The sequence below is a fragment of the Kitasatospora sp. NPDC022856 genome (genome assembly GCF_055561235.1).
In genome coordinates this window covers 159475-185108 of the sequence record NZ_JBVHHE010000001.1, presented here as the reverse complement: position 1 = coordinate 185108, position 25634 = coordinate 159475, and the positions used below count along the sequence as shown (strand labels likewise).

Sequence of the window (25634 nt, the reverse complement as noted above, 5' to 3'; positions counted from 1 at the left end):
CGGGTGCCCGTTTTTCGGACACCCGGCTCAGTACTTGCGGACGGTGGCGGCCTCGGCCAATGCCAGCAGCACCTCGCGGGCCCGCCGGTCGGCCAGCGGGGCCGCCTCCAGCGCGGCCAGCGACTGCCGCATCAGCTCCTCGATCCGCCGCTCCACCAGCTCGGGCGCGCCGCTGCGCCCGACCAGCTCGCGCAGCCGGGACACCTCCTCGGGCGCCAGGTCCGGCGCGCCGAGCCGGTCGTCCAGGTGGCGGGCGTCGGCGGCGGGCAGCCCCCGCATGGCGTGCGCGACCAGCAGCGTCCGCTTGCCCTCGCGCAGGTCGTCCCCGGCCGGCTTGCCGGTGACCGCCGGGTCCCCGAAGACGCCGAGCAGGTCGTCACGAAGCTGGAAGGCCTCGCCCAGCGGTAGGCCGAACGCGCCGTAAGCCTCGACCAGCTCCGGCCCGGCGCCCGCCAGCAGCGCGCCGACCTGCAGCGGCCGCTCGATCGTGTACTTGGCCGACTTGTAGTGCAGCACGGTCCGTGCCCGGTCCAGCGCACCCTCGTCGGTGGAGTCCCCGGCGACCGGCTCCAGGACGTCCAGGTACTGGCCGACCATGACCTCGGTGCGCATCAGGTCGAACACCGGCTTGGCGGCCAGCACCGCGGCCGGGTCCAGGCCCGAGCGCAGGAACAGCTCGTCGCACCAGATCAGCAGCAGGTCGCCGAGGAGCACGGCCGCCGAGGCGCCGAACTGCTCGCGGTCGCCCCGCCAGCCGCTCGCGCGGTGCAGCGCCTCGAAGCGGCGGTGCACGGAGGGCAGGCCGCGCCGGGTGTCGCTGCGGTCCATCAGGTCGTCGTGGACCAGCGCGCTGGCCTGCAGCAGCTCCAGGGCGGCCGCGGCGTGCGCGATGGCCTCGCCGGCGGCCGGGCCGCCGGCGCCGCGCCAGCCCCAGTAGCAGAACGCCGGGCGCAGCCGCTTGCCGCCGTCCAGCAGGAAGTCGCGCAGGGCCTCGACGGCGGGCGCCAGCTGCGGGGAGATCTTCCCGAGCAGGGCCGACTGGCCGTCCATGAACCCGGCGAGCGCGGCGTTGACGCGCTCGCGCACGTCCTCCACGTCGATCGGGTTGGCCGGCCGGTTGCTGGACGAGGTCACGATGAGGCTCCGGAGGGTTCGCTGGGGGTCCGGCAAGCCTAGCCGGAGGGCCGCGAACGGCCGTCGGGCAGGGCCGTGCACCCGTTCGGACGGAAAGCGGACGGTCGTCCACCAGTTGTCTCAATACCTGGAACCGGGTTGTTCGTGTCCTTCGGCCGACGGTTAACCTGCCCCCATGGCACTCGGCATCGCTTCCACCAGAACAGACCGCGCTTCGACGGTCCGCGAGCTTCTGGCGGCCGGCAAGCGGTCCTTCTCCTTCGAGTTCATGCCCCCGCGGACCGAGGTCGGTGAGCAGCGCCTCTGGGACGCCATCCGCCGCCTCGAACCGCTCGACCCCAACTTCGTCTGCATGACGTACGGAGCCGGCGGCTCCTCGCGCGAGCGCACGGTCAACATGGTCGGGCGGATCGCCACCGAGACCACCCTCACCCCGGTGGCCCACCTGACCGCGGTGGACCACTCGGTCGCCGAGCTGCGCAACATCATCGGCCAGTACGCCGACCAGGGCGTGCGCAACGTCCTCGCGGTACGCGGCGACCCGCCCGGCGACCCGACGGGCGAGTGGGTCAGCCACCCGGACGGCGTCACCTACGCCTACGAGCTGGTGGAGCTGATCAAGGGGATCGGCGACTTCTGCGTGGGCGTCGCGGCCTCGCCGAACATGCACCCGCGCTCGACCGACTGGGACGAGGACATCCGGCACTTCGTGGCGAAGATCCGCTCCGGGGCCGACTACGCGATCACCCAGATGTTCTTCGAGGTCGACGACTACCTGCGGCTGCGCGACCGGGTCGCGGCGGCGGGCTGCGAGGCGCCGATCATCCCGGAGATCATGCCGGTCACCAACGCCAAGCAGCTGGAGCGCTTCCCCCAGCTGAGCGGCTCGGCCTTCCCGCCCGACCTGGAGGAGCGGCTGCGCGCCGCGATCGACGACCCGGCCGCGCTGCGCGCGATCGGCATGGAGCACGCCACCGCGATGTCCGAGCGGCTGCTGGCGGAGGGCGCCCCCGGGCTGCACTTCATCACGCTCAACCACTCGACCGCGACGCTGGAGATCTACCAGAACCTCGGCCTGCACCAGCGCTGAGCGGGCCGCCGTTCCCGGCCGGCCGGGCCCGCCGTTCCGGCCGGGAACGCAATGCGGTACCCGGACCGTTCAACCGGTACAGTCGCCGGACACGCGCGGCGCGCGCGGGCACGCGACTGGAGGTAGCGGGCGGATGGGCATCGGATACCTGCTGCTGTACGGCGCGTTGGCGGTCGTGGCGCTCTGGCTGCTGGCCGAGCTGCTGCTGCAGAACCGCGCGCCGGTGCACTGGCGCGCCCTCGCCCTGACCGGCTTCCTCGGCGTGCCGGCCGGGATGGCGGCCGGTTCGGTCCCGCTGATCGGCGCGGGCGCGGCCCTCTTCGCGGTCGGCCAGACCCTCGTCACCCTCTCCGTGAAACGCGGCTACGCGGCCGGCTGGTCGCTGCGCCGGGCCGACGGCGGACTGCCCGGCCCGCTGGCCAGGGTGCCCCTGCTGGGCGCGCTGACCGGTGGCGCGGTGGTGGCCACCGCGGTGGCGGCCGACCGGATCGGCACGGTCAGCGCGGTCGAGGAGAGCCCGGCCCCGGCCCCGGTGGCCGAGGACGTCCCGGCCGTCGAGCAGACCGCCGCCTTCGAGATGCAGGAGATCGCCGCCGACGGCGTCTACACCCCCGGCTACTACGAGCAGCAGCAGCCCGCGCCACCGGCCCAGCCCGACCCGTACGCCGAGGCCTACCAGGCCGGCTACGACACCTCGCAGCAGCAGCCCGGCTGGGACGCGAACGGCCAGCAGCAGTGGCAGGCCCAGCAGCAGCCGGCCTTCGCCTACGACCAGGGCTACGGCACCTACCAGCAGCAGCCGGACCCGTACGCGGGCTACCAGCAGCAGCCGCAGGTGGACGCGTACGGCGGTTACCAGCAGCAGCCCGACCAGTACGGCTACGACCAGGCCCAGCAGGCGCAGCAGGCCCAGCAGCAGTGGCAGCAGCAGGCCGACCAGCAGCACCAGCCCTACCCGCAGCAGCAGGGCATCCCCCAGCAGCCGCAGTACGACCAGTACGGCTACCAGCAGCAGCCGACCTGGCAGCAGCAGGGCTGAGCCCCGCCCGCCGGGCCGGTCCGGAGCGGCTCAGGCCGGGCCGATGAGGTTGGCCGCGATGCAGGCCGACATGCCGACCCGGGCCAGCCCGCCGCCGGGGTGGGCGGCGCCGCCCACCAGGTAGAAGCCGGGCGCCTCCTCGGTCGGCGCCTGGAGGTAGGCGCCGCGCGCGCCCGCCAGGGCTGGCAGCGGGACGGAGCCGAGGAAGGAACCGGTCTCCCGCGCGGTGTCCGCCGGCGTCCGCACCACCCGCCAGAGCACCCGCTCACCGAGGCCCAGACCGGCCGCGTCCGCCTGCGCGACCATCCGGTCGGCGAAGCGCTCGGCGACGCCCGGTCCGGTCCAGTCGAAACCCATCGCCGGCGTGGTCGCGGTGAGCACCACGGCCTCGTGGCCGGCGGGGTGCAGCGAGGCGTCGTCCGGGCGCAGCACCTGGACGGTCGGCCGCTGGGCGAGCGGGGCGCCGGCGCGGAAGATCCCGTCCAGTTCGGCGGCGCGGTCGGCGGCGTGCACCACGGTCCGGTGCGCCGTCCCGGCGGGGCGCTCCCCGCGCAGGGCGAGCAGCACCACGACGCGGCCGGGGGCGTCGTGCAGCCGTTCCATCGACGACGGCCAGTCGTCCTGGGAGCCGGCCGTGCCGAGGTACTCCGAGAAGACCACCCGGGCGTCCATCGCGGAGACCACCACGTCGGCGTCGATCCGGCCGGCCGCGGTGTCGACGCCGCAGGCCCGGCCGTCCTTCTCCAGCACCTCGGCGACCCGGGTGTCGAAGCGGAACTCCACCCCGCGTCGCTCGCACCGCCGGTACACCGCGTCGGCCAGCGCCCGGATGCCGCCCCGGACGTACCAGACGCCGAAGGACTGCTCCATGTACGGCAGCACGGTGGCCCCGGCCGGCGCGGTGCGCGGGTCGAGGCCGAAGCGCAGGGCGTGCTCGTGCAGCAGGGCGGTCAGCCCGTCGTGGCCGCCGAGTCCACGGGCGGCCACGTCGGCGAGGGTCCACGCCCTGGCCCCGAACAGGCGGGCGAGGCGACCGGGCCGCGGCGCGGGGTACGGATCGGTGCGCAGCGGCGCGGTGTCGGCCGGCAGCGGCTCCTCCAGCAGCGGGCGGCGGGTGGCCTCCCAGACCGTGCGGCCGTGGTTCATCACCTCGGCCCAGCGGGCGCCCGAGCCGGTGCCGAACGCCGTGTCCAGCGCCTGGATCACCCCGCCGCGGGAGGCGTTGGGCAGCAGCAGGTCGGTGCCGTCGGGGAACAGGTGCCGGCTCTCCGGATCCACCGGCGCCAGCTCGACCAGCTGCTCCAGCGGCTCCCGGCCGGTCTTCAGCGCGAGGTCGCGGTAGACGGCCGGGAGGGTGAGCAGCCCGGGGCCGGTGTCGAAGGCGAAGCCGTCCCGCTCGTAGCGGCCGACCATGCCGCCGTACGTCCCGGTCGCCTCGCAGACCGTCACCCGGTGGCCGAGGGTCGCCAGCCGGGAGGCCGTCGCGAGCCCGCTCATTCCTGCGCCGATGATGACGATCCGTGCCATGGACCGCATCCTACGGCCGGGGGACGGGCACCTCCCGCGCCGGTCGCACGCCCGCCGCCCGGGCGGCCCGGCGCTCGCGACGGCGGTCCCGGAAGCGGCGGATCCGGCTGATCGCGAACCAGACCAGCAGCAGGCCGACGGCCAGCAGCACGGCGGAGATCGAGGCGGCCACCCACGGGTGGAAGATCGCCAGCGTGACCAGACCGGCGACCGAGAGGTCCTCGGCCAGGCTCACCACGATGTTGCTGGCCGGCTCGGGCGAGGTGTTGACCGCCATCCGCAGCGAGGCCTTCACCAGGTGGCTGACCAGCGCCGTGGTCCCGCCCATCGCCCCCGCCGCGACCTCGCCCAGCGAGCCCGGGTCGGCACTGGCCAGCAGCGCGCCGACGGTGGCGCCCGCGATCGGGCGGATCACGGTGTGGACGCCGTCCCAGACGCTGTCCACGTACGGGATCTTGTCGGCCACCGCCTCCAGCAGGAACAGCACCGCGGCGGCGGCCAGCACATCGGTGCGCTCCAGCGCGGCCGGCACCGACTCGGCGCCGCCGAACCGGCCGAGCAGCCCGAGCAGCAGCACCACCGCGTACGCGTTGATCCCGCTCGCCAGCCCGCTGGTGAAGATCAGCGGAACGATCGTCATCCGTTCCTCCTCGTGGCGCCCGCCGGGATCCGCCCGGCTCGCCGTACCGTACCGGGACGCCGGCCGGGCGGCCCGCGGTTCCCGCCCCGGACGGACTGAGTACGGATACTCAGAAACCCGGTTGAGTACCTGAGCGGATGGCCCCCGACCTGCGGAGACGGGACAGTAGGGGCACCGGGACGACGGCGCGTCGGGCGCTGAGGTCCCGGGACGGCGGACAGGTGCCGTCCAGCGGGCACGGGGGCCGCGGACGTCACCGGAAGGTCCGTACGGGAGCCGGTCGCAGGGGCCGCGCACCGCCGACACGGGGCGGCGGAGCGCGGTCAGGGGGGAACCGGTGACCCGGAGGGGGCTCCGGAGCGGCGGCCGTGGGGGCGGCGCTCCGGCGGGGTGCGGGGCGGTGGGACGCGGGGCCGACGGGGGCGGCCGCCGGGCCGCCGCCCGCACGCGGATCCGCCGCGCGGCCGCGTTGTCAGTGGCCCCGGTCACGATGGAGGAGCACGGACCACCCGGTCCGCGCGCTGCCTCGGACCGGGGGAGACCATGACCATCAGCCGTCCTGAGCCCGTCACCACCCGCCTCCACTCCGCCGCCCACCGCCCGGACGCCCACCGCCCCGCCACCGGGGACGTCCACCCGGTGGTGCGCCGGATCGCCGCTCCGCCCGCCGCCCTCGACCTGCTCGCCGACGCGCACCGCACCCTCGCCGGAGCCCGCGCCCGGGAGGACCCGCTGGAGCGGTACGCCGCCGCCCACCTCGCCGCGCTGCGCACCGTCGCCGCGGTGCTCGCCGCGCGCGGCCGGCCGGAGAAGAACGCCAGGCGCCGCCAGGCCATCCGCAGCGCCTGGGAGGTGCTGCCCGAGATCGCCCCGGAGCTCGCCGAATGGGCGGTGTACTACGCGGCCGGCGCCCGCCGCCGGGCCGCGGCCGAGGCCGGGATCCGGGGCGCCGCCTCGGCCCGCGACGCCGACGACCTGATCCGCAACTCCGCGCTCTTCCTGCGGCTGGTCGAACGGCTGCTCGGCCTGCACCCGGTGCCGCCCGCCCCGCGGCTTCCCCTGGACGACGGCCCGGGCGACGGCCGCGACCCGGGTCCGCGGCGGTGACCGGCGGCACGGTCCGGCTCCCGGCCCGGTCTAAGGTGGAGGCATCCTGATCCATCTGCACGTGCCAAGGAGCCCGACCTTGTACCCGACGCGTCCCCGCAGCGCCCTGCGTACCGCCGTGGTGTGGGAGGTGGTGCGGGCAGCCCTGGAGAAGCGGGCGGCCGAGCTGGACCAGCCCGTGCTCGACGTGGTCGACACCGGCGGCGGCACCGGCAACTTCGCGGTGCCGGTCGCCCGGCTCGGCCACCGGGTGACCGTGGTCGACCCGAGCCCCGACGCGCTGTTCGCGCTGGAGCGCCGGGCCGCCGAGGCCGGGGTCACCGACCTCGTCCGCGCCGTCCAGGGCGACACCCAGACGCTGCCCGAGCTGGTCGCCCCCGGCACCGTCGACGCGGTGCTCTGCCACGGGGTGCTGGAGGTCGTGGACGACCCGGCCGAGGCGCTCGGCAGCCTGGCCGCCGCCCTGCGGCGCGGCGGCTTCGTCAGCCTGCTCGCCGCCAACCGCAACGGCGCGGTGCTGGCCCGCGCCCTGGCCGGCCACTTCACCGACGCCCGTACCGTCCTGGAGGCCGACGACGGCCGCTGGGGCGCGAGCGACCCGATGCCGCGCCGCTTCAGCGGCGAGGAGCTCGGCCGGCTGGCCGCCGGCGCCGGCCTGCGGGTGGACTCGGTGCACGGCGTCCGAGTCTTCGCCGACCTGGTGCCCGGCGTCCTGGTGGACACCGAGCCGGGCGCGCTGGAGGCGCTGCTCAAGCTGGAGGAGGCCGCCGCCGAGCAGCCGGCCTTCCACGCCGTGGCGACCCAGCTCCACCTGCTGGCCACGCTGGCCTGACCCCGGTTCCTCCCGCCGTTCTCCGGCGGGTCTCCTCGCGATCCGCGCGGAAGCTCCCCAGGTCCCGGCCGATTCCACGCCGTCGGGCACTTGTCCGGTGTCGGCCGCGTTGAGCCCTGTGCGGCCGGGTGCGGCCCGGTACGGCCCGGCCCACGCGCGGCCGACCGCCCCGCAACGAGCCCGTGGACCGTATGATCTGGGTAAAGCCGGAAAGCATGACAGCCGGATGCATGGGGCATATGGACGACACGGGCCTGGGCCCCCGTACAGGCGTCCGACCGCGTGTTCTGAAGGCTGATTGGACTTTGCCTCCCCGACCGGGGCGGCGGACCGGTCGCACCGGCGACCGACGAGTAGGAGGACTCCGTGCCGCTCTCGGAGCACGAGCAGCGACTGCTCGACCAGATGGAGCGAGCGCTGTATGCCGAAGATCCCAAATTCGCGACGGCGCTTGAGGGAACCGGGCTGCGCACCTACACCCGTCGGCGGGTCTACCTGGCTGTCGGCGGCTTCGTGGTGGGCATCGGGCTGCTGATGGGCGGCATGGTCGTGCCGGACCAGATCTGGGTCAGCGTGGTCGGGTTCCTGGTGATGCTGGGGTGCGCCGTCTTCGCCGTCACCGGCTGGCGGCGCGGGCCCGCGGGACAGGCCTCCGGCCCGCGGCCGGCCGCGGCACCGCGCCGCAAGGCGGGGGTGATGGACCGGGTGGAGCAGCGCTGGCAGCGCCGCCGGGACGAACAGACCGGCGGCTTCTGAGCCACCGGCCGAACCGTAACGCCACGAGGGCGGGCAGTCGATCCGACTGCCCGCCCTCGGCGTTCCCCTCGTGTGCCCGGTGTCGGCGTTCCGTGTGCGTCCGGTGTCAGGACGGCGTCCGGTCGCCTCCGCCGCGACGGCGCAGCCGGCCCAGCACCCGCCGCGACGGCGCGGCCGCCCGGGAGGCCAGGCCGCGCGTCGCGAGCCGGGCGGCCACGACCGCGTCCGAGAACCGCCACCAGAGCGTGGCGGCGGACGGCGGCAGCAGCGCCGCCTTCGTCCGGCCGACCCTGCCGACGCCGGCCCGCAGGCCGTCCCGGGCGGTCCGGACGTCCGCCGCCAGGGGCTCGGACACCTCGGCGGAGCGGGCGTAGAGCACCCGTTCGGTGGCCAGCGCCACCCGCCCGGCGGCGGCCGCCGAGGCCTCGTCCAGCTCGGCGGCCTCGGCGATCCGGCGGGCGGCGGCGCGCGGGGTCTGCGAATCGACCGGCGGGATGCCGAGGTCCCAGGCGGAGTCGATCAGCTCGTCCCAGGCGGCGAGCACCTGGGCGTCGGTCGGCCCGGCCGGGCCGTCCTCGCCGGGCCGGCGCCGTCCGCCCGGGCCGAGCCGGCGGCGGCGCAGCCGCTCCCGCCAGATCATCGGGGTGAACAGCAGGGCGAGCAGCGCCAGTACGGCGGCCAGGGTGGTCAGCACCTGCCAGGACAGCAGCCAGGAGTCCTGGTGGGCGCCGGCCGCGGCCTTGCCGTCGTTCCCGCACTCGCCCATCCGGCGCAGCTTGGGGTCGCAGTCGCTGCTGCTGGAGGGCGCCGCGACCGGCGCGGTGCTCTGCGCGGCGGCGGTCGGCTGCTGGGTCGGCGCGGTGGCGGGTGCGGCGACCGGCGCGGTGTAGCGGGGCTGCACGCCGCGGGTCGGCGTGGGCTCGAAGCGCAGCCAGCCGAAGCCCTGGAAGTAGAGCTCGGGCCAGGCGTGGTACATCAGCCCGTTCACCGAGTACCGGTCGTTGCCCTTGGCGTCGCCCGGGGTGAAGCCGACCGCGACCCGGGCGGGGATGCCCAGGGTGCGGGACATCGCCGCCATCGTGGAGGCGAAGTGCACGCAGAAGCCCTTGCGGTCGCGCAGGAAGGTCTCGATCGCGGTGCTGCCGGTACCGGCCTTGATCTTGGTGCTGTAGGTGAACTCGGAGCTGGTGAACCAGTCCTGCAGCGCGAGCGCGCGGTCGTACGCGGTGGACGCGTTCCGGGTGACCTCCTGCGCCTTCTCCCGGACCGAGGCCGGCAGGTCCTTGGGCAGCTGGGTGTAGTGGTCGGCGATCTTCGGCGGTACCGATCCCACGCTGCGCAGCTCGGCCGCGGTGGGCCGGATGTCGAGTGCGGTGGCCTGGTAGCGCAGGCCCTTGATGGCCTTGTCCCGGTCCGGGAGCACGGTGCCGGTGAGGGTGTCCACCCGCCAGTCGCCGGGGTTGGGGACGCTGACGCCGGCGGCCGGGTACGGCAGCGGCAGCCAGCCCGACTCCAGCTTGTCGGAGGCCTGGAAGTCGCCCGACTCCGACGGGACGTTGGTGCTCGCCAGGCCTTCCGGCGGGGCGAAGGTGGTCTTGAGCTCGGTCACCCCGGGGTTGCTGAGCTTCCACGCGGTGCCGTCGAACTCGTCCAGCGAGCCGGTGCGCAGGTAGGCGGTGTCGGCGAGGCTGCTGTCCATCCGGTAGGTGAGCAGCTCGACGTTGCTGGGGGTGGCCAGGGCCGCCTCCAGGGTCACCAGCGGGTCGAGGGTGGTGATGCCGCCGCCGGCGCCGCCAGCGGCCGTGCCGCCGGACGGACCGGTGTGGATCAGTCCGCCCTCCCAGCGCGGCAGGAAGGCCGGGACCAGCAGGGCCACCGCGAGGGCCAGGACGCCGATCCGCCGGCCGCCCTGGCTGAGCGCGCCGGAGCCCTCGCCCTGGCGCGAGGTGCCGCGGAAGATCCGGCCCCAGCGGGAGACCCGGTCCTGGCCCTCCGCGAAGAGCAGCACCAGGTAGCCGGCGGCGGCGAGGCCGAACCAGGCCCAGCTGCCGCCGTCGCCGGCCAGCCCGTTGCCCACCGAGTAGAGCGCCAGCAGCGGCAGCCCGGCCAGCGCGGAGCGGCGGTAGGTGACCGCGACGGTGTCCACCGCGATGGCGATCAGACCGACGGAGGCGACCAGGATCAGCCGCAGGCCCGGGTTGGGCGGCGCGGGGATGCTGTACTCCCGGATGTCGTCCAGCCCCTGGCCGAGGACCTGCGCCAGGGTGTGCACCGACTGGGTGCCGGGCAGCACGCCGCCCCAGAGCGCGGTCGAGCTGGCGAAGCCGACCAGCAGCAGGACGGTCAGCACGAGCAGCTGCCCGAGCGGCACCGTCCAGCGGTAGAACGGGGTCCGGCGCAGGCCCGCGCCGGCCGCCGCGACCACGGTGACGACCAGGTAGGCGTGGGTGATCCAGCCCTTGGTGGTGAGCAGCGGGAGCAGGCAGAGCGAGGCCAGGGCGGTGGCCAGCGCCGAGTAGACGGTCAGTTTGGCCCGGGTGGTCACGCGCCGGCCTCATCTCGGTAGGGGGAGGGCGACTCGGTCCGGTCGGCGGCCTGCCAGAGCTCCGGCGCGGAGTCCCCGGCGCGGACCGGCAGGACGGTCCAGCCGGCCTCGCGCAGCTGCCGCACCCGGGCACGGAACTCGTCCCCGCCGGTGTCGGGCGCGAGCATCCGCAGGCCGGACCAGGTGCCGGTGTCGAGCAGGAAGACGACGGCGCCGCCGGTCCGGCCCCGCAACCGGGCCAGCCGGGCCGTCTGGGCCTCGTCCAGCTCGCCGAGCACGGCGACCAGCAGGCCCTCGCCGGAGCTGCGCAGGGGCTCCTCGGCCCGGGAGAGCCCGCCGCCGTCGGAGAGGTCGACCACCGCGAGCGCGTCCAGGATCAGGCCGGAGGCGTCGGCGGCGGTGTTGCCGCCGCCGGCGTCCGGGCCGGGCACGCAGTGGCCGGTGTCGGTGAGCAGCCGGGTCTGGTAGCCGCGCTCCAGCAGGTGCGCGGCGACCGAGGCCGCGCAGCCGACCGCCCATTCGAAGGAGGACGCCGGGCCGCTGCCCCGGTGGCCGGACTCCCGGGTGTCCAGCAGGACGGTGGCCCGGGCCTTCTTCGGCTGCTCCTCGCGGCGGACCATCAGCTCGCCGTACCGGGCGGTGGACTTCCAGTGCACCCGGCGCAGGTCGTCGCCGTGCCGGTACTCGCGCAGGATGACGTCGTCGTCACCGGCCAGCGCCAGGGTGCGGGTGCGGCTCTCGCCCTGGCCGACCCACTCGCCGCTGAGCCGCACCTGTGGCAGCTGCTGCACCTGCGGCACGACGGTGAGGACGTCCGAGGCGGTGAAGGAACGATTGACCTCGCACATCCCGAACGGGTCGGAGAGCCGCAGCTGGAGCGGGCCGAGCGGGTAGCGGCCGCGCAGGTCGGAGCGGACCCGGTAGGACACCTCGCGGTGGCCGTGCGGCTCGACCCGGTCCAGGACGAAGCGCGGGCGCGGCCCGAGCACGTACGGGACCTTGTCCTCCAGCAGCAGCAGGCCGGTGGGGACCCGGGAAACGTTGTCCACCCGCAGGTGGACGCGGGCCTCGTGGCCGGCGACGGCCCGGCGCGGGCTGAGCCGGCGTCCACTGGCCACCCGGTAGCGGGTGTTGGCCAGCAGCAGCGCGGCGGCCAGCGGCAGCGCCGCGAGCAGGACGCCGACGCGCAGCAGCGCGTCCTGGTCGAGCACGTAGGCGCAGACCACCGAGGTGGCCCCGGCGGCGAGGAAGGAGCGACCCCGGGTGGTGAGGCCGTTCAGGCCGGCGCGCAGGCCCGACGGTGCGTCGGACGGTCCCACCTCAGCCCCTCCGCAGGGCCGGGCCGGCCTGGCCCTGCGGGCGCGGCAGCGGCAGCCGGGCGACCAGGTCGGTCACGATCTGCTCGGCGGTGCGCCGGCTCAGCTGGGTCTCGGCGGTCGGCATCAGGCGGTGCGCGAGCACCGGGACGGCCAGGCGCTGGATGTCGTCCGGGGTGACGTAGTCGCGCCCGTCCAGCGCGGCGGCGGCGCGGGCGGCCCGCACCAGGTGCAGGGTGGCGCGCGGCGATGCGCCGAGCCGCAGCTCGTGGCTGTTCCGGGTGGCGCCGACCAGGTCGACGGCGTAGCGGCGGACCGGGTCGGCGACGTGCACGGTGCGCACCAGGTCGATCAGCTTGAGGATGTCGGCGGCGTGCGCGACCGGCTGGAGGTCGTCCAGCGGGCTGGCGCCGCCGTGCACGTCGAGCATCGCGAACTCGGCCTCGGGGCTCGGGTAGCCGATCGAGATCCGGGCCATGAAGCGGTCCCGCTGGGCCTCCGGGAGGGGGTAGGTGCCCTCCATCTCGACCGGGTTCTGGGTGGCGACCACCATGAACGGCGACGGCAGCTCGTAGCTGGTGCCGTCGATGGTGACCTGGCGCTCCTCCATCGACTCCAGCAGCGCGGACTGGGTCTTCGGCGAGGCCCGGTTGATCTCGTCGCCGACCACGATCTGCGCGAAGATCGCGCCCGGGCGGAACTCGAAGTCGCGCTGGTGCTGGTCGAAGATGTTGGTGCCGGTGACGTCGGAGGGCAGCAGGTCCGGCGTGAACTGGATGCGGCGCACCGTGCAGTCGACGGACCGGGCGAGTGCCTTGGCCAGCATGGTCTTGCCGACGCCGGGCACGTCCTCCAGCAGCAGGTGGCCCTCGGCGAGCAGCACCGTCAGCGCGATCCGGACGGCCTCCGGCTTGCCCTCGATCACGCTCTCGATGTTGGCCCGGACCCGTTCCACCACGGCGGCGAGCTCGGGCAGGCCGACCGGGTGGTACCCCTGCGTCCCCCGGTCGCCCCCCGGACGACCTTCGAGACCGGCCTGATCGTTGTAGCTCGTCACCCGTACGCTCCCTGGCACACTGCGCCCGCCTCACCCCGAGGCGGGCCCCCACCCCATGCTGGACGCGGCTCCTCGGGAAGCGGTTCCGTGGCGGGAGCCGGTGCCGTCGTGGGGGCCTGCGGCTGGCCGCCCCAGGTGGTTCGGGGTCCGACCGGCAGGCGCATTCTCCCCCGGGTGGTGGCCAGAAGTCACCACCCGGCCGAAAGCGCCCGGGAAGCCGCGGGGAGGTGGGGCGCCCGCGCGGGGGCGGCGGGACGGGTGCGGAGGCCGTCGGCGGGGGTGCCGGCGGGGGCCCGGACGACGTTGGCCGGGCCGGAGACGGCCGGTGGACGGGGTGGGTCAGTCGATCTCGCGGAGCAGACCGGTGTGGACGTCGAAGACGAAGCCCCGGACGTCGTCGGTGTGCAGCAGGAAGGGCGAGGTGCGGACCCGCTGCATGGACTGCCGGACGTCGCCGTCGAGGTCGATGAAGGACTCCACCGCCCACTGCGGGCGCTGGCCGACCTCCAGCTCCAGCTCGCGCCGGAAGTCCTCGGTGAGGCCGAGCAGACCGCAGCCGGTGTGGTGGATCAGCGCGACCGAGCGGGTGCCGAGGGCACGCTGGCTGATGGTGAGCGAGCGGATGGTGTCGTCGGTGACGACACCGCCCGCGTTGCGGATGACGTGGGCGTCGCCCAGTTCGAGGCCGAGCGCGGCGAACAGGTCGAGTCGGGCGTCCATGCACGCCACCACGGCGATGCGCTGGACGGGGCGGGCGTCCATGCCGCCGTCGCGGAAGGTCACCGCGTACTCGCGGTTGGCCGCCACGAAGCGGTCGATGATCTTCGGTTCGGTGGTGTCGGCAGCGGCTGTCGGCGTGGGCCGGTCGGGGGTCACTGTCATGGTGAAGACGTTAGTGCGAATCCGGCTTCCGTGGTGGGGCGGAGGGCTACAGACCGGGCGGCTGTGACCGAGTGCATATCGACAACCGGGTGGAGCGGCGTGCGGGTGGCCGAGGTGTTCCGAGCGGGTTTGTCCGGCCTCGTCGGGGTCGGGGCGCGCGGCCGTGCCGCGCGACCCCCGGACGGTGCCCCCGGCAGCCCGCCGGACGGCCGCGACCTGCGGTGATCCGTACCGCCGCCCGGGTGGTGCGCCGGAGCGGACCGTTGACTGACGGGGTGTCCGCGATAGAGTTGCGGCGCAGTGGAGAAGCACACCCGCCGGCGCCCGTCAACCGGGCGGTTCCGGCCGGTGCGGCGGCCGACGCGACCGGTGGCCTCCACCCGCTCCCGTGCCACCTGGCGCACCTTCCCCGGCGCCGGGCGGTCACGATCTTCCCCCTGAGCGGGCGGGGACCACGGGCCGCGTCCCGGCCGCCGGCGGCTGCCACCCGCCGCCCCACGCGGCGACTCCGGCGCACAGTGGGCCAAAATAGGTCGGAGCTCCCGGACGTCGGGCTGCTCCGCACCGAAGAAGGGCGCCACCGCGCATGAGCACCAACGATCCGGCCCCCAAGCACGTCCCCGTGATGCTGCAGCGGTGCATGGACGCGCTGGCCCCGGCGATCTCGCAGCCCGGCGCGGTGGTGGTGGACGCCACCCTCGGCCTGGGCGGGCACAGCGAAGCCCTGCTGACCCAGTTCCCGGAGGTCCGACTGGTCGCGGTGGACCGTGACCCGGCGGCCCTGAAGCTCTCCGCGCAGCGGCTCGCCCCGTTCGGCGACCGGGCCACCCTGGTGCACGCCGTCTACGACGAGATCCCCGAGGTGCTGGAGCGCCTGGAGATCCCCCGGGTGCAGGGCGTCCTGTTCGACCTCGGGGTCTCCTCGATGCAGTTGGACGAGGCCGAGCGCGGTTTCGCCTACTCCCAGGACGCCCCGCTGGACATGCGGATGGACCAGACCCGGGGCCTCAGCGCGGCCGAGGTGCTCAACACCTACACCCACGGGCAGCTGGCCCGGATCCTCAAGGTGTACGGCGAGGAGCGGTTCGCCGGGAAGATCGCCTCGGTGATCCTGCGCGAGCGGGAGAAGGAACCGTTCACCAACAGCGCGCGTCTGGTCGATCTGGTGCGCAACGCCATTCCGGCCGCGACCCGGCGCACCGGCGGGAACCCGGCCAAGCGCACCTTCCAGGCGCTGCGGATCGAGGTCAACGGCGAGCTGGAGGTGCTGGACCGGGCGATCCCGGGTGCCCTGGACGCGCTGGCGCTGGGCGGGCGGATCGTGGTGATGTCCTACCAGTCGCTGGAGGACCGCCTGGTCAAGCAGTACCTGGCGGCCGGCGCGACCACCACCGCCCCGCCCGGGCTGCCGTTCGTCCCGGAGGAGCACCAGCCCTGGCTGAAGCTGATCACCCGCGGTGCCGAGCTGGCCACCGAGCAGGAGATCGAGGAGAACCGGCGCGCCGCGCCCGTGCGGCTGCGGGTGGCGGAGAGGATCAGGGACCGAAGCACCCGGGGCTGACCAGGTTCACGGGGCGGTCCGAAGGGCGGAGGGAACAGCGTGGGGCCGGTGGCCGGAGGCGGGGCGGGGAGCGCGGTGCTCCCCGGGCAGGGCGGCAGGGCGCGGATCACGGTGCGGCCCGGGCGGCGCCCGGTACGGGGGAGGACACCGTTCGCGGTCCTGGTCGTGGTGCTGCTCGCGGCCGGGCTGCTCGGCCTGCTGGCGTTGAACACCGCCCTCAACGAGGGCTCCTTCGAGCTGTCCAGACTGCAGCGGCAGACCACCGTGCTCACCGACGAGCAGCAGGGACTGCAGCACCAGATCGACCAGAACTCCGCACCGGACGCGCTCGCCCGCCGGGCCACCGAGCTGGGCATGGTGCCCGCCGGGGGGATGGCCTTCCTGGACGTCCCGAACGGCGGCAAGGTGCTCGGCACGCCCGGACCGGCCCAGGACAGCCCCCCGGTGAAACGGTCCACCGCGGAGCCGTGGCCCGGGAAGCAGCCGTCGCCGAGTGCCCAGCCGGGTGCGCCGGCCGCGCCGGCGCCCGGCGGTGACACCACCGTCCAGATCAACCCGGCCGCTCCGGCCGCCCCCGCCCCCGCCGGTTCGCCGGCCGCGCCCCAGCCGGCGCCGACCGCGACCGGAGGTGCGGGCCGATGAGCACGCCCCGACAGCCCACCGGCGGGACCGGCGGCGCCGGTGGCCGCCGATTCGTCGCCAAGGGCGCCGCTCCGCGGCAGACCCCGCGCGGCCAGGCCGGCCGGGCCGAGCCCGGCAAGGCGCAGCCCGCGAAGGCGCAGCCGGCCAAGGCCCAGCCGGCCAAGCCGCAGCCCGCCCGGGCGAAGCAGCCCCCGAAGGCCCAGCCGCCGAAGGCGCAGTCCCCGAAGGCGGCAGCACCCCGGAAGGCCCAGTCCGTCAAGGCCCAGTCGGCCATGCCGCGGCCCCCGCGGGCGCAGTCGGCCGGGACCGGCGACCCCAAGGCCGCCCGCCGACCGCTCCGCACCCCGGGCCAACGCCGCCCGGAGGGCCGGCTGCCCGGCCGCCCGCGCCCGAAGTCCCGCCCGCCGCAGCGCCCCCAGGCCAGGGCGATCCGGCTGGCCGACCCGCGCCGCCGGCTGCGGGTGGTCACCGTCGCGTTGTTCCTGGTGTTCTCGGTCTTCGCCGGCCGCCTCGTCCAGCTCCAGCTGCTGGACTCCGACGCGCTGGCCGCCGACGCCAACACCAACCGCTACCTGAGCATCCCGATCACCGCCGAGCGCGGCTCGATAACGTCCGCCGACGGCGTCGCCCTCGCCACCACCGTCGACGCCTACGACATCACCGCGGACCCGGCCATGTTCACCCCGGAGGCCGCGGGCGTCCCGGACGCCCCCGAGCAGGCGGCCGCGCTGCTCGCGCCGATCCTCGGCCTGTCCAAGGAGAAGCTCGCCGCCGACCTGCACACCCCCAAGACCCGCTACAAGCGGCTCGCCGCCCAGCAGAGCCCGGACGTCAAGAACCAGATCAGCGACCTCAAGTCGGGTCTGGAGAAGCAGGCGAACTCCAAGGCCTGCCTGGCCCAGAAGCGCCTGCTGACCAAGTCGGCCGAGGAGGGCGGCCGGACCAGGGTGGACAACGAGTGCGCCAACCCGCTGGCCGGCGTCTTCAACCGGGACACCCAGAAGCGCGTCTACCCCTCGGACGGGCTGGCCTCCAACCTGGTCGGCTTCGTCAACGCCGAGGGCGAGGGCGCCGGCGGCCTGGAGCAGCAGTACCAGAAGCAGCTCGCCGGCAAGGACGGCCACAGCAGCTACGCCCAGGCGGGCGGCCGGCTGGTGCCCACCGCCGGGGGTTCGCTGGACCAGGCCGTGCCCGGCACCGACCTGCGGCTGACCGTCAACCGGGACATCCAGTGGGCCGCCCAGCGCGCCATCACCGACCAGGTCGCCAACGCCGGGGCGGAGAAGGGCTACGTCGTCGTCCAGGACGTGAAGACCGGTCAGGTCCTGGCGATGGCCACCTCGCCCGGCTTCAACCCCAACGACCTGAGCACGGCCAAGTCCTCCCAGCTCGGCAACCCGGCCCTGCAGGACTCCTACGAGCCGGGCAGCACGGCGAAGCTGATGACGATGGCCGCGGTGCTGGACAGCGGCAAGGCCACCTGGGACACCAAGGTGACGGTGCCCGGGCGGCTCCAGCGGGCCGACGTCAACTTCCAGGACGACGTCGACCACGGCACCTGGTACCTGACCCTGGCCGGGGTGCTGGCCAAGTCCTCCAACATCGGCACCATCGAGGCCTTCGAGACGCTCGGCGCCGACCAGCCGGAGGCCAACCGGGTGCTCGACGGCTACCTGCGCAAGTTCGGGGTGGCGCAGCCCACCGGGCTGGGCTTCCCGGGGGAGGCCGCCGGAAAGCTGAAGAAGCCGGAGGACCTCGTGGCCTCGGAGAAGTACAACATCACCTTCGGGCAGGGCCCGATGACCCTCAGCGCCCTCCAGGCCACCTCGGTCTACTCCACGATCGCCAACGGGGGCGTGCGCGTGGCGCCGAGCGTGGTCCAGGGCACCACCTCGCCGGACGGCAGGTACACCCCGGCCGCGCCGGGGGCCCAGACCCGGGTGGTCAGCGAGCAGACCGCGAAGACGCTCACCGAGATGCTGGAGTCGGTCGTCACCGACGAGCAGGGCACCGGCGGCAAGGCCGCCGTCCCCGGCTACCGGGTGGCCGGCAAGACCGGCACCGCCAACCGGGTGGACCCGAAGACCGGCGGATACCGCGGGTACACCGCCTCGTTCATCGGCTTCGCGCCGGCCGACGCGCCCCGGGTCACCGTCTCCTGCGTGATCCAGGACCCGGTCAACGGCCACTTCGGCGGCCAGCTCTGCGGTCCGGTGTTCAAGCAGGTGATGGAGTTCACCCTGAAGACCCTGCAGGTGCCGCCGAGCGGCAGCGAGGCACCCAACCTGCCCGTCGAGTGGAAGCCGTGATCGACCATGAGCAACGAGCGGGCCGGGCGGGACGACGGCACGGCGAGGGCCCGGTTTGGCCCTGGACGCCCTTCGGCGGATAGCCTGCCCGCCGTGCCGAAACCCGATCAAATCACCGTGAGCCCGCCCCGCCCCGCCGGGGTGAAGGCCCTGCCGCTCGCCGAGCTGGCCCGTCTGCTCGGCCTCGCGCCGGTCGAGGGGGGCCCGGTCACCGGCGTCACCCACGACTCCCGCGCGGTGCGCCCCGGCGACGTCTACGTGGCCTTCCCGGGCGCCAACCACCACGGCGCGGCCTTCGCGGCCCAGGCCGCGGCCGCCGGCGCGGTGGCGCTGCTCACCGACCCGGCCGGTGCCGAACAGGCGGCCGGCAGCGGTCTGCCGTCGCTGGTGGTCGACCGGCCGCGGGCCCGGATGGGCGAACTGGCCGCCGCGGTCTACGGCCGCCCCGCCGACCGGCTGCTGATGATCGGGCTGACCGGCACCAACGGCAAGACCACCACCTCCTACCTGGTCGAGGGCGGTCTGCGCGGCGCCGGGCACAGCCCCGGCGTGATCGGCACCGTCGAGATGCGGGTCGGCGACGAGCGGATCAAGAGCGAGCGCACCACCCCCGAGGCCACCGACCTGCACGCGATCCTCGGCGTGATGGGGGAGCGCGGCGCGGACGCGGTGACCATGGAGGTCTCCAGCCACGCGCTGGTCTTCGGCCGGACCGACGGCGTCGTCTACGACGTCGCGCTGTTCAACAACCTCACGCCGGAGCACCTCGACTTCCACCCGGACATGGAGGACTACTTCCAGGCGAAGGCCCGGCTCTTCCAGCCCGGCAAGTCCCGGCTCGGCGTGGCCAACCTGGACGACGCCTACGGGCGCCGGCTGGTCGCCGAGGCGAAGATCCCGGTCACCTCGTTCTCCGCGACCGGTGCGGCCGAGGCCGACTGGCGCGCGGTGGACGTCCAGCTCGGCCCGATCGGCTCGACCTTCCGGGTGCTCGGCCCGGAAGGCGCCGAGGCCGACGCGTCCGTCCCGCTGCCGGGCCCGTTCAACGTCGCCAACGCGCTGGCCGCGATCACCGTGCTGGTGACCGCCGGGCTGCCGCTGGAGCAGGTCGTCGCCGGGATCGCCGAGGTGCCCGGCGTGCCGGGCCGGCTGGAGCGGGTGGACGCCGGGCAGCCGTTCGTCGCGGTGGTCGACTACGCCCACAAGCCGGACGCCCTGCGCGCCGTCCTCGCCTCACTGCGCGAGGTCACCAAGGGCCGGCTGCACGTCGTGGTGGGCTGCGGCGGCGACCGCGACCCGCACAAGCGCGCCCCGATGGGCGCCATCGCCGCCGAGCTCGCCGACACCGCCCTGCTGACCAGCGACAACCCGCGCAGCGAGGACCCGTTGGCGATCCTCGCCACCATGCTCACGGGCGCCGCCTCGGTGCCCGAGGCCGAGCGCGGCGCCGTCCTGGTCGTGCCCGACCGGGCCGAGGCGGTCCACCTCGCGGTGGCCCGCGCCCAGGCCGGTGACACCGTGCTGGTGGCCGGCAAGGGCCATGAGCTCGGCCAGTACGTAAGAGACGAGATCCGCCCCTTCGACGACCGGGAGGTACTGCGGGACTCGATCGCGCGGGCCACGGCCGCCCGGGGCACCGGAGGAGTAGAGCAGCCGTGATCGCACTGACCCTCGCCGAGGTGGCCGCAGCCGTCGGAGGCACCCTGGACGGCGCCGACCCCGACACCCCGGTCACCGGCCCGGTCGAGGTCGACTCCCGCAAGGTGCGCCCCGGCTGCCTGTTCGCGGCCTTCGCCGGCGAACACGTGGACGGCCACGACTATGCCGAGAAGGCGGTCGCCGCCGGCGCCGTCGCGGTGCTGGCCGCCCGCCCGGTCGGGGTGCCCGCCGTCCTGGTCGACAGCGTGGTGGACGCACTCGGCAAGCTGGCCCGGGCGGTGGTGGCCCGCGCCGAATCCACCACCGTGGTCGCGCTGACCGGCTCGGCCGGCAAGACCAGCACCAAGGACCTGATCGCCCAGCTGCTCCAGCGGCTCGGCGACACCGTCTACCCGCCCGGCTCGCTCAACAACGAGATCGGGCACCCGATGACGGCGCTGCGGGTCGAGGCCGGCACCCGGCACCTGGTGATGGAGATGGGCGCCCGGCACAAGGGCGACATCGAGTACCTCACCTCGATCACCCCGCCGCGGATCGGCCTGGTGCTGAACGTCGGCACCGCCCACGTCGGCGAGTTCGGCTCCCAGCAGGCGATCGCCGAGGCGAAGGGCGAGCTGGTCGAGGCGCTGCCGGCGGACGGTGCGGCGATCCTCAACGCCGACGACCCGCTGGTGCGCGCGATGGCCTCCCGCACCAGGGCCCGGGTGGTGTACTTCGGGGAGTCCCGCGAGGCGCACGTCCGGGCACAGGATGTTCGCCTGGACTCCACCGGACGGCCATCGTTCACACTGACCACCCCGGCCGGTTCCGCACCCGTGCAGCTGCGCCTGTACGGTGAGCACCACGTCTCGAACGCCCTCGCCGCCGCAGCGGTGGCGGTGGAGCTCGGGATGTCCGTCGATGACACCGCCGAAGCGCTGAGCGAGGCGGGTGCGCTGTCCCGCTGGCGCATGGAGGTCGTCGACCGGGCCGATGGTCTCACCGTCGTGAACGACGCCTACAACGCGAACCCCGACTCGATGCGGGCCGCGCTGCGGGCGCTGGTCTCGATCGGAGGGCGCGGCCCGGAGCGCCGCCGCACCTGGGCGGTGCTCGGCGAGATGCGGGAGCTCGGCGAGGACAGCCTGGCCGAGCACGACGCCATCGGGCGGCTCGCGGTACGGCTGGACGTCACCAAGCTGGTGGCGGTCGGCGGACGCGAGGCGGCCTGCATGGAACTGGGCGCTAGGAACGAAGGTTCGTGGGGTGAGGAGTCGGTGCTGGTGTCCGACGCGGACGCGGCGGTCGAACTGCTGCGCAGTCAGCTTCGGCCGGGGGATGTGGTCCTGGTGAAGGCTTCCCGTTCGGTGGGGCTCGAGAAGGTGGCCGAGGCACTGCTCGCGGACGGTGCGGCCGAGTAATGAAGCAGATCCTCTTCTCCGGCATGATCGGCCTCGTCCTCTCGCTGCTCGGGACCCCGGCCCTGATCAAGCTGCTCGCCAAGCGCGGCTACGGCCAGTACATCCGCGACGACGGCCCCAAGGCGCACCACAGCAAGAAGGGCACGCCCACCATGGGCGGCATCGCCTTCATCCTGGCGACGCTGATCGCCTACTTCGCGACCAAGGCGATAACGGGCGACTCGCCGACCGCCTCCGGTCTGCTGGTGCTGTTCCTGACGGTCGGTCTGGGCCTGGTCGGCTTCCTGGACGACTACATCAAGGTCGTCAAGCGCCGTTCGCTCGGCCTGCGGGCCAAGGCCAAGCTCTTCGGCCAGTCGTTCGTGGGCCTCGCCTTCGCGATCCTCGCGCTGCAGTTCAGCGACGACCGCGGGCTCTCCCCGGCCTCCCAGCACCTCTCCTTCGTCCGGGACTTCGGCTGGTCGATCGGCCCGGTGCTGTTCGTCATCTTCGCGTACTTCATGATCGCCGCGATGTCGAACGGCGTGAACCTGACGGACGGTCTCGACGGCCTGGCCACCGGCGCCTCGGTGATGGTCTTCGGCGCCTACACCTTCATCGGCGTCTGGGAGTACGGCCAGAGCTGCGCCTACGCGATCTCGGCCACCTCCAGCTGCTACGACGTCCGCGACCCGCTGGACCTCGCGGTGGTCGCCGCCGCCCTGATGGGCTCCTGCTTCGGCTTCCTCTGGTGGAACACCTCGCCCGCCAAGATCTTCATGGGTGACACCGGCTCGCTCGCCCTCGGCGGCGCCCTGGCCGGTCTGGCGATCTGCTCGCGCACCGAGCTGCTGCTCGCGCTGCTCGGCGGCCTCTACGTGATCATCACCCTCTCGGTGATCATCCAGGTCGGCTCCTTCCGGATGACCGGCAAGCGGGTCTTCAAGATGGCCCCGCTGCAGCACCACTTCGAACTCAAGGGCTGGACCGAGGTCCTGATCGTGGTCCGGTTCTGGATCATCCAGGGCCTCTGCGTGGCCGTCGGTCTCGGCCTCTTCTACGCGGGATGGGTGACGGGATGACCGGACCGGTGTGGACCGGACTGCCGGTCGCCGTCGCCGGCCTGGGCGTCTCCGGCATCAGCGCCGCCCGGGTGCTGCACGGCCTCGGCGCGCTGGTCACGGTCGTGGACGGCGGCTCCGGCCCGGGCCTGGAGGCCCGGGCCGCCGAGCTGCGGGCACTGGGCGTCACCGTCCGCCTCGGCGACGGCGACAGCCTGCCCGAGGGCACCCGGCTGGTCGTCACCTCGCCGGGCTGGCCGCCCAGCAGCCCGCTGTTCGCCGCCGCCGAGGCGGCCGGCGTCGAGGTCTGGGGCGACGTCGAACTGGCCTGGCGCCTGCGCGCGCCGCTGGCGTCCACCGGCGAGCCGGCCCCCTGGCTGGCCGTCACCGGCACCAACGGCAAGACCACCACCGTCCAGATGCTCGCCTCGATCCTCACCGCCGCCGGCCGGCGCACCGCCGCGGTCGGCAATGTCGGGGTCTCGGTGCTGGACGCGGTGCTCGCCGAGGAGCCGTACGACGTGCTCGCCGTCGAGCTCTCCAGCTACCAGCTGCACTGGGCGCCCTCGCTGCGCCCGTACGCGGCGGCCGTGCTCAACCTGGCACCCGACCACCTCGACTGGCACGGCTCGATGGAGGCGTACGCCGCCGACAAGGGCCGGATCTACGAGGGCAACGTCGTCGCCTGCGTGTACAACCTGGCCGACCCGGCCACCGAGGCGCTGGTCCGCGAGGCCGACGTCGAGGAGGGCTGCCGGGCGATCGGATTCGACCTCGGCTCGCCCGGCCTGTCGAACCTCGGTGTCGTCGACGGCCTGCTGGTGGACCGCGCCTTCGTGCCGGACCGGGACAAGAACGCCGCCGAGCTGGGCTCGGTCGCCGACGTCCACCCGCCGGCCCCGCACAACATCGCCAACGCGCTCGCCGCCGCCGCCCTCGCCCGGGCGTACGGGGTGGACGCCGCGGCCGTCCGGGAGGGGCTGCGGGCCTTCCGCCCGGACGCCCACCGGATCGCCGAGGTCGGTGTGGTCGCCGGGGTCACGTACATCGACGACTCCAAGGCCACCAACACCCATGCCGCCGCGGCCTCGCTGGCCGCGTACCGGCCGGTGGTCTGGATCGCCGGCGGGCTGGCCAAGGGCGCCGCGTTCGACGACCTGGTCCAGGGCGCGGCCGAGCGGCTGCGCGCCGTGGTGCTGCTCGGCGAGGACCGCGGGGTGATCCGGGACGCGCTGGCGCGACACGCGCCGGATGTCCCGGTGATCGAGGCGGCCGAGGGCCAGACTGGCGCGGTGGCGATGACCGAGGTGGTCCGTACGGCCGCGTCACTCGCCCGATCGGGTGACACGGTGCTGCTGGCCCCGGCCTGCGCCTCGATGGACATGTTCACCAACTACGGCGAGCGCGGCGACCTCTTCGCCGCGGCGGTCCGGGAGCTCGCGGACAGCTGACGGTCGGCCGGCCCGTTCGCCCGGACGTCCGACTCGGCTCATCCGCCCGTGCACGGCGGCCCGTCCCGTTCGCACGGACGTCCGGCTCGGCCCGCCGACCGGTGCACGGGCGAGCGAGCCGAAGGGGCGCGCCGGTGCCGAAAGGGAGAAGCGAGGACGCCCCGAGCGCCCCGGAGGCGAGCGGGCGAGGACACTGAGCGCCGACCGTCGGCGCCGGGTCGAGCGGCCCGGAGGCGAGCCGAGCCTCAATAAGGAATGAGGGGCAGCGTGGTGGCGGGGCAGGGCAGGGAGGGCGGTTCCGGTACGCCGGGAAAGGGCTCCGGCGATCCGTGGCGGGTGTTCTCGGCGACCACGACCGCCTACAAGTCGGCCGGCCCGCTGGCCCGTCTGCAGGCCTTCCGGGCCCGTCTGCGGTACACCCTGGACCGGCCGCTCACGCCCTATCTGCTGATCATCGGTGCGACGCTGCTGCTCGTGGTGCTCGGCCTGATGATGGTCTTCTCGGCCTCGCAGATCCTCGCGCTGGGCCAGCACCGGTCCACCCAGTTCTACTTCTTCAAGCAGCTGGTCGCGGTGCTGCTCGGCTTCTCGCTGCTGGTCGGCTTCGCGCTGGTCCCCGTGGCGGTGCTCCGGGTGATCGTCTACCCCGTGATGTTCGGCGTGATCGGTGCGCTCGCGCTGGTCGCGATCCCCGGGGTCGGGGTGGAGGTCAACGGCAACCGGAACTGGCTGGATCTGGGCTTCTTCCAGTTCCAGCCGTCCGAGTTCGCCAAGCTCGCGCTGGTGCTCTGGGGGGCCGACCTGCTCGCCCGCAAGCAGCGGACCGGCACCCTCGACCAGTGGAAGCACCTGCTGGTCCCGCTGGTGCCGGGCGCGCTGCTGCTGCTCGCGATGATCATGCTCGGCGGCGACATGGGCACCTCGATGATCCTGGTCGCCATGCTGTTCGGCCTGCTCTGGATGGTCGGCGCCCCGATGCGGCTGTTCGTCGCCACCCTCGGCGTCGCCGTCGTGGTCTGCACCGCGCTGGTGGTCACCGTCCCGCACCGGGCCGAACGGCTCTCCTGCATCGGGGTGACCAAGCTCGACCCGGCCGGCGCGTGCTTCCAGGCGCTGCACGGGGTGTACTCGTTCGGACTGGGCGGTCTGTTCGGTTCCGGCCTCGGCGCCGGCGTCGAGAAATGGGGCCAGCTCCCGGAGGCGCACACCGACTTCATCTTCGCCACGACGGGCGAGGAACTCGGTCTGGTGGGGACGCTGTCGGTGATCGGTCTCTTCGCGGCACTAGGCTACGCGGGTATCCGTGTGGCCATCGGTACGAAGGACCCCTTCGTCAGGTACGCCGCGGGGGCCGCCACCACGTGGATCATGGCGCAGGCCGTGATCAACCTGGGGTCGGCACTGGGACTGCTGCCCATCGCGGGCGTCCCGCTCCCGCTGTTCTCCTACGGCGGTTCCGCCATGCTGTCGGCCATGTCCGTGATCGGTGTGCTGCTGTGCCTCGCGCGCAGCACCTCGGGCGCGAAGGCGGCCCTGGCCGCCCGGAGCAAGAACTCCCGGATCAGGAGACGACTGGCCCGGGTGCTGCCACGACGACGAACCACAGCGCGCCCGGCCCCGGTGCCGGCACGCAGGGAGCGGTGAATT

Annotated in this window: 20 protein-coding genes; 13 read left to right on the top strand and 7 right to left on the bottom strand. The window is 74.3% G+C overall.

Features of this window, described 5'->3' with window-relative positions:
* Positions 1–27: 27 nt before the first annotated feature.
* The gene (locus tag ACZ34W_RS00815; RefSeq protein WP_329487273.1) at positions 28–1134 is read right to left on the bottom strand and encodes a polyprenyl synthetase family protein; all 1107 of its coding nucleotides are present in this window, start codon (positions 1132–1134) and stop codon (positions 28–30) included.
* Positions 1135–1309: 175 nt separating this feature from the next.
* Between ACZ34W_RS00815 and metF the strand changes: the two genes are divergently transcribed.
* Complete coding sequence (metF, locus tag ACZ34W_RS00810; protein ID WP_329487272.1) at positions 1310–2224, top strand: methylenetetrahydrofolate reductase [NAD(P)H]; 915 nt, start codon at positions 1310–1312, stop codon at positions 2222–2224.
* Positions 2225–2357: 133 nt separating this feature from the next.
* Positions 2358–3263: a hypothetical protein gene (locus ACZ34W_RS00805; protein WP_329487271.1), complete on the top strand. Its 906-nt coding sequence runs from the start codon at positions 2358–2360 to the stop codon at positions 3261–3263.
* A 30-nt stretch (positions 3264–3293) separates the two neighbouring features.
* Here the strand turns inward: ACZ34W_RS00805 and ACZ34W_RS00800 are convergent, their stop codons facing one another.
* A complete protein-coding gene (locus ACZ34W_RS00800) occupies positions 3294–4790 on the bottom strand; it encodes a phytoene desaturase family protein (protein WP_329487270.1) in 1497 nt (498 codons plus the stop codon).
* Between the two features lie 10 nt (positions 4791–4800).
* Entirely contained in the window at positions 4801–5430 is a 630-nt protein-coding gene (locus ACZ34W_RS00795) for a DUF4126 domain-containing protein (RefSeq protein WP_329487269.1), read from the bottom strand.
* Positions 5431–5973: 543 nt separating this feature from the next.
* Between ACZ34W_RS00795 and ACZ34W_RS00790 the strand changes: the two genes are divergently transcribed.
* From ACZ34W_RS00790 to ACZ34W_RS00780, 3 genes are all read left to right on the top strand, one after another.
* The gene (locus ACZ34W_RS00790) at positions 5974–6537 is read left to right on the top strand and encodes an SAV_6107 family HEPN domain-containing protein (protein WP_329487268.1); all 564 of its coding nucleotides are present in this window, start codon (positions 5974–5976) and stop codon (positions 6535–6537) included.
* 79 nt (positions 6538–6616) lie between these two features.
* The gene (locus ACZ34W_RS00785; protein ID WP_329487267.1) at positions 6617–7369 is read left to right on the top strand and encodes a methyltransferase domain-containing protein; all 753 of its coding nucleotides are present in this window, start codon (positions 6617–6619) and stop codon (positions 7367–7369) included.
* A gap of 366 nt (positions 7370–7735) precedes the next feature.
* Positions 7736–8125, top strand: a complete 390-nt coding sequence (locus tag ACZ34W_RS00780; protein WP_329487266.1) for a DUF3040 domain-containing protein — start codon at positions 7736–7738, stop codon at positions 8123–8125.
* Between the two features lie 106 nt (positions 8126–8231).
* On the opposite strand, the gene ACZ34W_RS00775 is transcribed toward ACZ34W_RS00780, so the two are convergent.
* The 4 genes from ACZ34W_RS00775 to ACZ34W_RS00760 all read right to left on the bottom strand — a co-directional run bounded on the left by ACZ34W_RS00775 (position 8232) and on the right by ACZ34W_RS00760 (position 13925).
* On the bottom strand, positions 8232–10670 hold the full coding sequence (locus ACZ34W_RS00775; RefSeq protein WP_465600418.1) for a transglutaminase TgpA family protein: 2439 nt from the start codon (positions 10668–10670) through the stop codon (positions 8232–8234).
* On the bottom strand, positions 10667–11989 hold the full coding sequence (locus ACZ34W_RS00770; RefSeq protein ID WP_329487264.1) for a DUF58 domain-containing protein: 1323 nt from the start codon (positions 11987–11989) through the stop codon (positions 10667–10669). The genes ACZ34W_RS00775 and ACZ34W_RS00770 overlap by 4 nt, the downstream gene beginning before the upstream one ends.
* Position 11990: 1 nt before the next feature.
* Positions 11991–13043 (bottom strand): AAA family ATPase, encoded by a 1053-nt coding sequence (locus tag ACZ34W_RS00765; RefSeq protein ID WP_465600413.1) that lies wholly within the window; start codon positions 13041–13043, stop codon positions 11991–11993.
* 339 nt (positions 13044–13382) lie between these two features.
* Positions 13383–13925, bottom strand: a complete 543-nt coding sequence (locus tag ACZ34W_RS00760; RefSeq protein WP_329487263.1) for a beta-class carbonic anhydrase — start codon at positions 13923–13925, stop codon at positions 13383–13385.
* Between the two features lie 586 nt (positions 13926–14511).
* Between ACZ34W_RS00760 and rsmH the strand changes: the two genes are divergently transcribed.
* The 8 genes from rsmH (at position 14512) to ftsW (ending at position 25631) form a co-directional block, all read left to right on the top strand.
* Positions 14512–15486, top strand: coding sequence for a 16S rRNA (cytosine(1402)-N(4))-methyltransferase RsmH (rsmH, locus tag ACZ34W_RS00755; RefSeq protein ID WP_329487262.1), 975 nt, complete (start codon positions 14512–14514; stop codon positions 15484–15486).
* Positions 15487–15534: 48 nt separating this feature from the next.
* The gene (gene ftsL, locus ACZ34W_RS00750; protein ID WP_329487261.1) at positions 15535–16128 is read left to right on the top strand and encodes a cell division protein FtsL; all 594 of its coding nucleotides are present in this window, start codon (positions 15535–15537) and stop codon (positions 16126–16128) included.
* Positions 16125–18437 (top strand): peptidoglycan D,D-transpeptidase FtsI family protein, encoded by a 2313-nt coding sequence (locus ACZ34W_RS00745; RefSeq protein ID WP_465600406.1) that lies wholly within the window; start codon positions 16125–16127, stop codon positions 18435–18437. The genes ftsL and ACZ34W_RS00745 overlap by 4 nt, the downstream gene beginning before the upstream one ends.
* A 6-nt stretch (positions 18438–18443) precedes the next feature.
* Positions 18444–20096, top strand: a complete 1653-nt coding sequence (locus tag ACZ34W_RS00740) for a UDP-N-acetylmuramoyl-L-alanyl-D-glutamate--2,6-diaminopimelate ligase (protein ID WP_465600403.1) — start codon at positions 18444–18446, stop codon at positions 20094–20096.
* Positions 20093–21496 carry a UDP-N-acetylmuramoyl-tripeptide--D-alanyl-D-alanine ligase gene (locus tag ACZ34W_RS00735; protein WP_329487258.1) on the top strand — a complete coding sequence of 468 codons (1404 nt, stop codon included), beginning with the start codon at positions 20093–20095 and terminating at the stop codon, positions 21494–21496. Before ACZ34W_RS00740 ends, ACZ34W_RS00735 begins: the two co-directional genes overlap by 4 nt.
* Positions 21496–22557: a phospho-N-acetylmuramoyl-pentapeptide-transferase gene (mraY, locus tag ACZ34W_RS00730; protein ID WP_329487257.1), complete on the top strand. Its 1062-nt coding sequence runs from the start codon at positions 21496–21498 to the stop codon at positions 22555–22557. Before ACZ34W_RS00735 ends, mraY begins: the two co-directional genes overlap by 1 nt.
* Entirely contained in the window at positions 22554–23987 is a 1434-nt protein-coding gene (murD, locus tag ACZ34W_RS00725) for a UDP-N-acetylmuramoyl-L-alanine--D-glutamate ligase (protein WP_465600399.1), read from the top strand. Before mraY ends, murD begins: the two co-directional genes overlap by 4 nt.
* A gap of 336 nt (positions 23988–24323) precedes the next feature.
* Positions 24324–25631: a putative lipid II flippase FtsW gene (gene ftsW / locus ACZ34W_RS00720; protein WP_465601141.1), complete on the top strand. Its 1308-nt coding sequence runs from the start codon at positions 24324–24326 to the stop codon at positions 25629–25631.
* The last annotated feature ends 3 nt before the right edge of the window (positions 25632–25634 follow it).

Excerpts from the sequence above, each read along its gene's own strand:
- rsmH (WP_329487262.1), top strand. The coding sequence starts at position 14,512 with ATGAGCACCAACGATCCGGCCCCCAAGCACGTCCCCGTGATGCTGCAG.
- metF (WP_329487272.1), top strand. The coding sequence starts at position 1,310 with ATGGCACTCGGCATCGCTTCCACCAGAACAGACCGCGCTTCGACGGTC.
- ACZ34W_RS00805 (WP_329487271.1), top strand. The coding sequence starts at position 2,358 with ATGGGCATCGGATACCTGCTGCTGTACGGCGCGTTGGCGGTCGTGGCG.
- ACZ34W_RS00745 (WP_465600406.1), top strand. The coding sequence starts at position 16,125 with ATGAGCACGCCCCGACAGCCCACCGGCGGGACCGGCGGCGCCGGTGGC.
- mraY (WP_329487257.1), top strand. The coding sequence starts at position 21,496 with ATGAAGCAGATCCTCTTCTCCGGCATGATCGGCCTCGTCCTCTCGCTG.
- murD (WP_465600399.1), top strand. The coding sequence starts at position 22,554 with ATGACCGGACCGGTGTGGACCGGACTGCCGGTCGCCGTCGCCGGCCTG.
- ACZ34W_RS00790 (WP_329487268.1), top strand. The coding sequence starts at position 5,974 with ATGACCATCAGCCGTCCTGAGCCCGTCACCACCCGCCTCCACTCCGCC.
- ACZ34W_RS00760 (WP_329487263.1), bottom strand. The coding sequence starts at position 13,925 with ATGACAGTGACCCCCGACCGGCCCACGCCGACAGCCGCTGCCGACACC.
- ACZ34W_RS00795 (WP_329487269.1), bottom strand. The coding sequence starts at position 5,430 with ATGACGATCGTTCCGCTGATCTTCACCAGCGGGCTGGCGAGCGGGATC.
- ACZ34W_RS00800 (WP_329487270.1), bottom strand. The coding sequence starts at position 4,790 with ATGGCACGGATCGTCATCATCGGCGCAGGAATGAGCGGGCTCGCGACG.
- ACZ34W_RS00740 (WP_465600403.1), top strand. The coding sequence starts at position 18,444 with ATGAGCAACGAGCGGGCCGGGCGGGACGACGGCACGGCGAGGGCCCGG.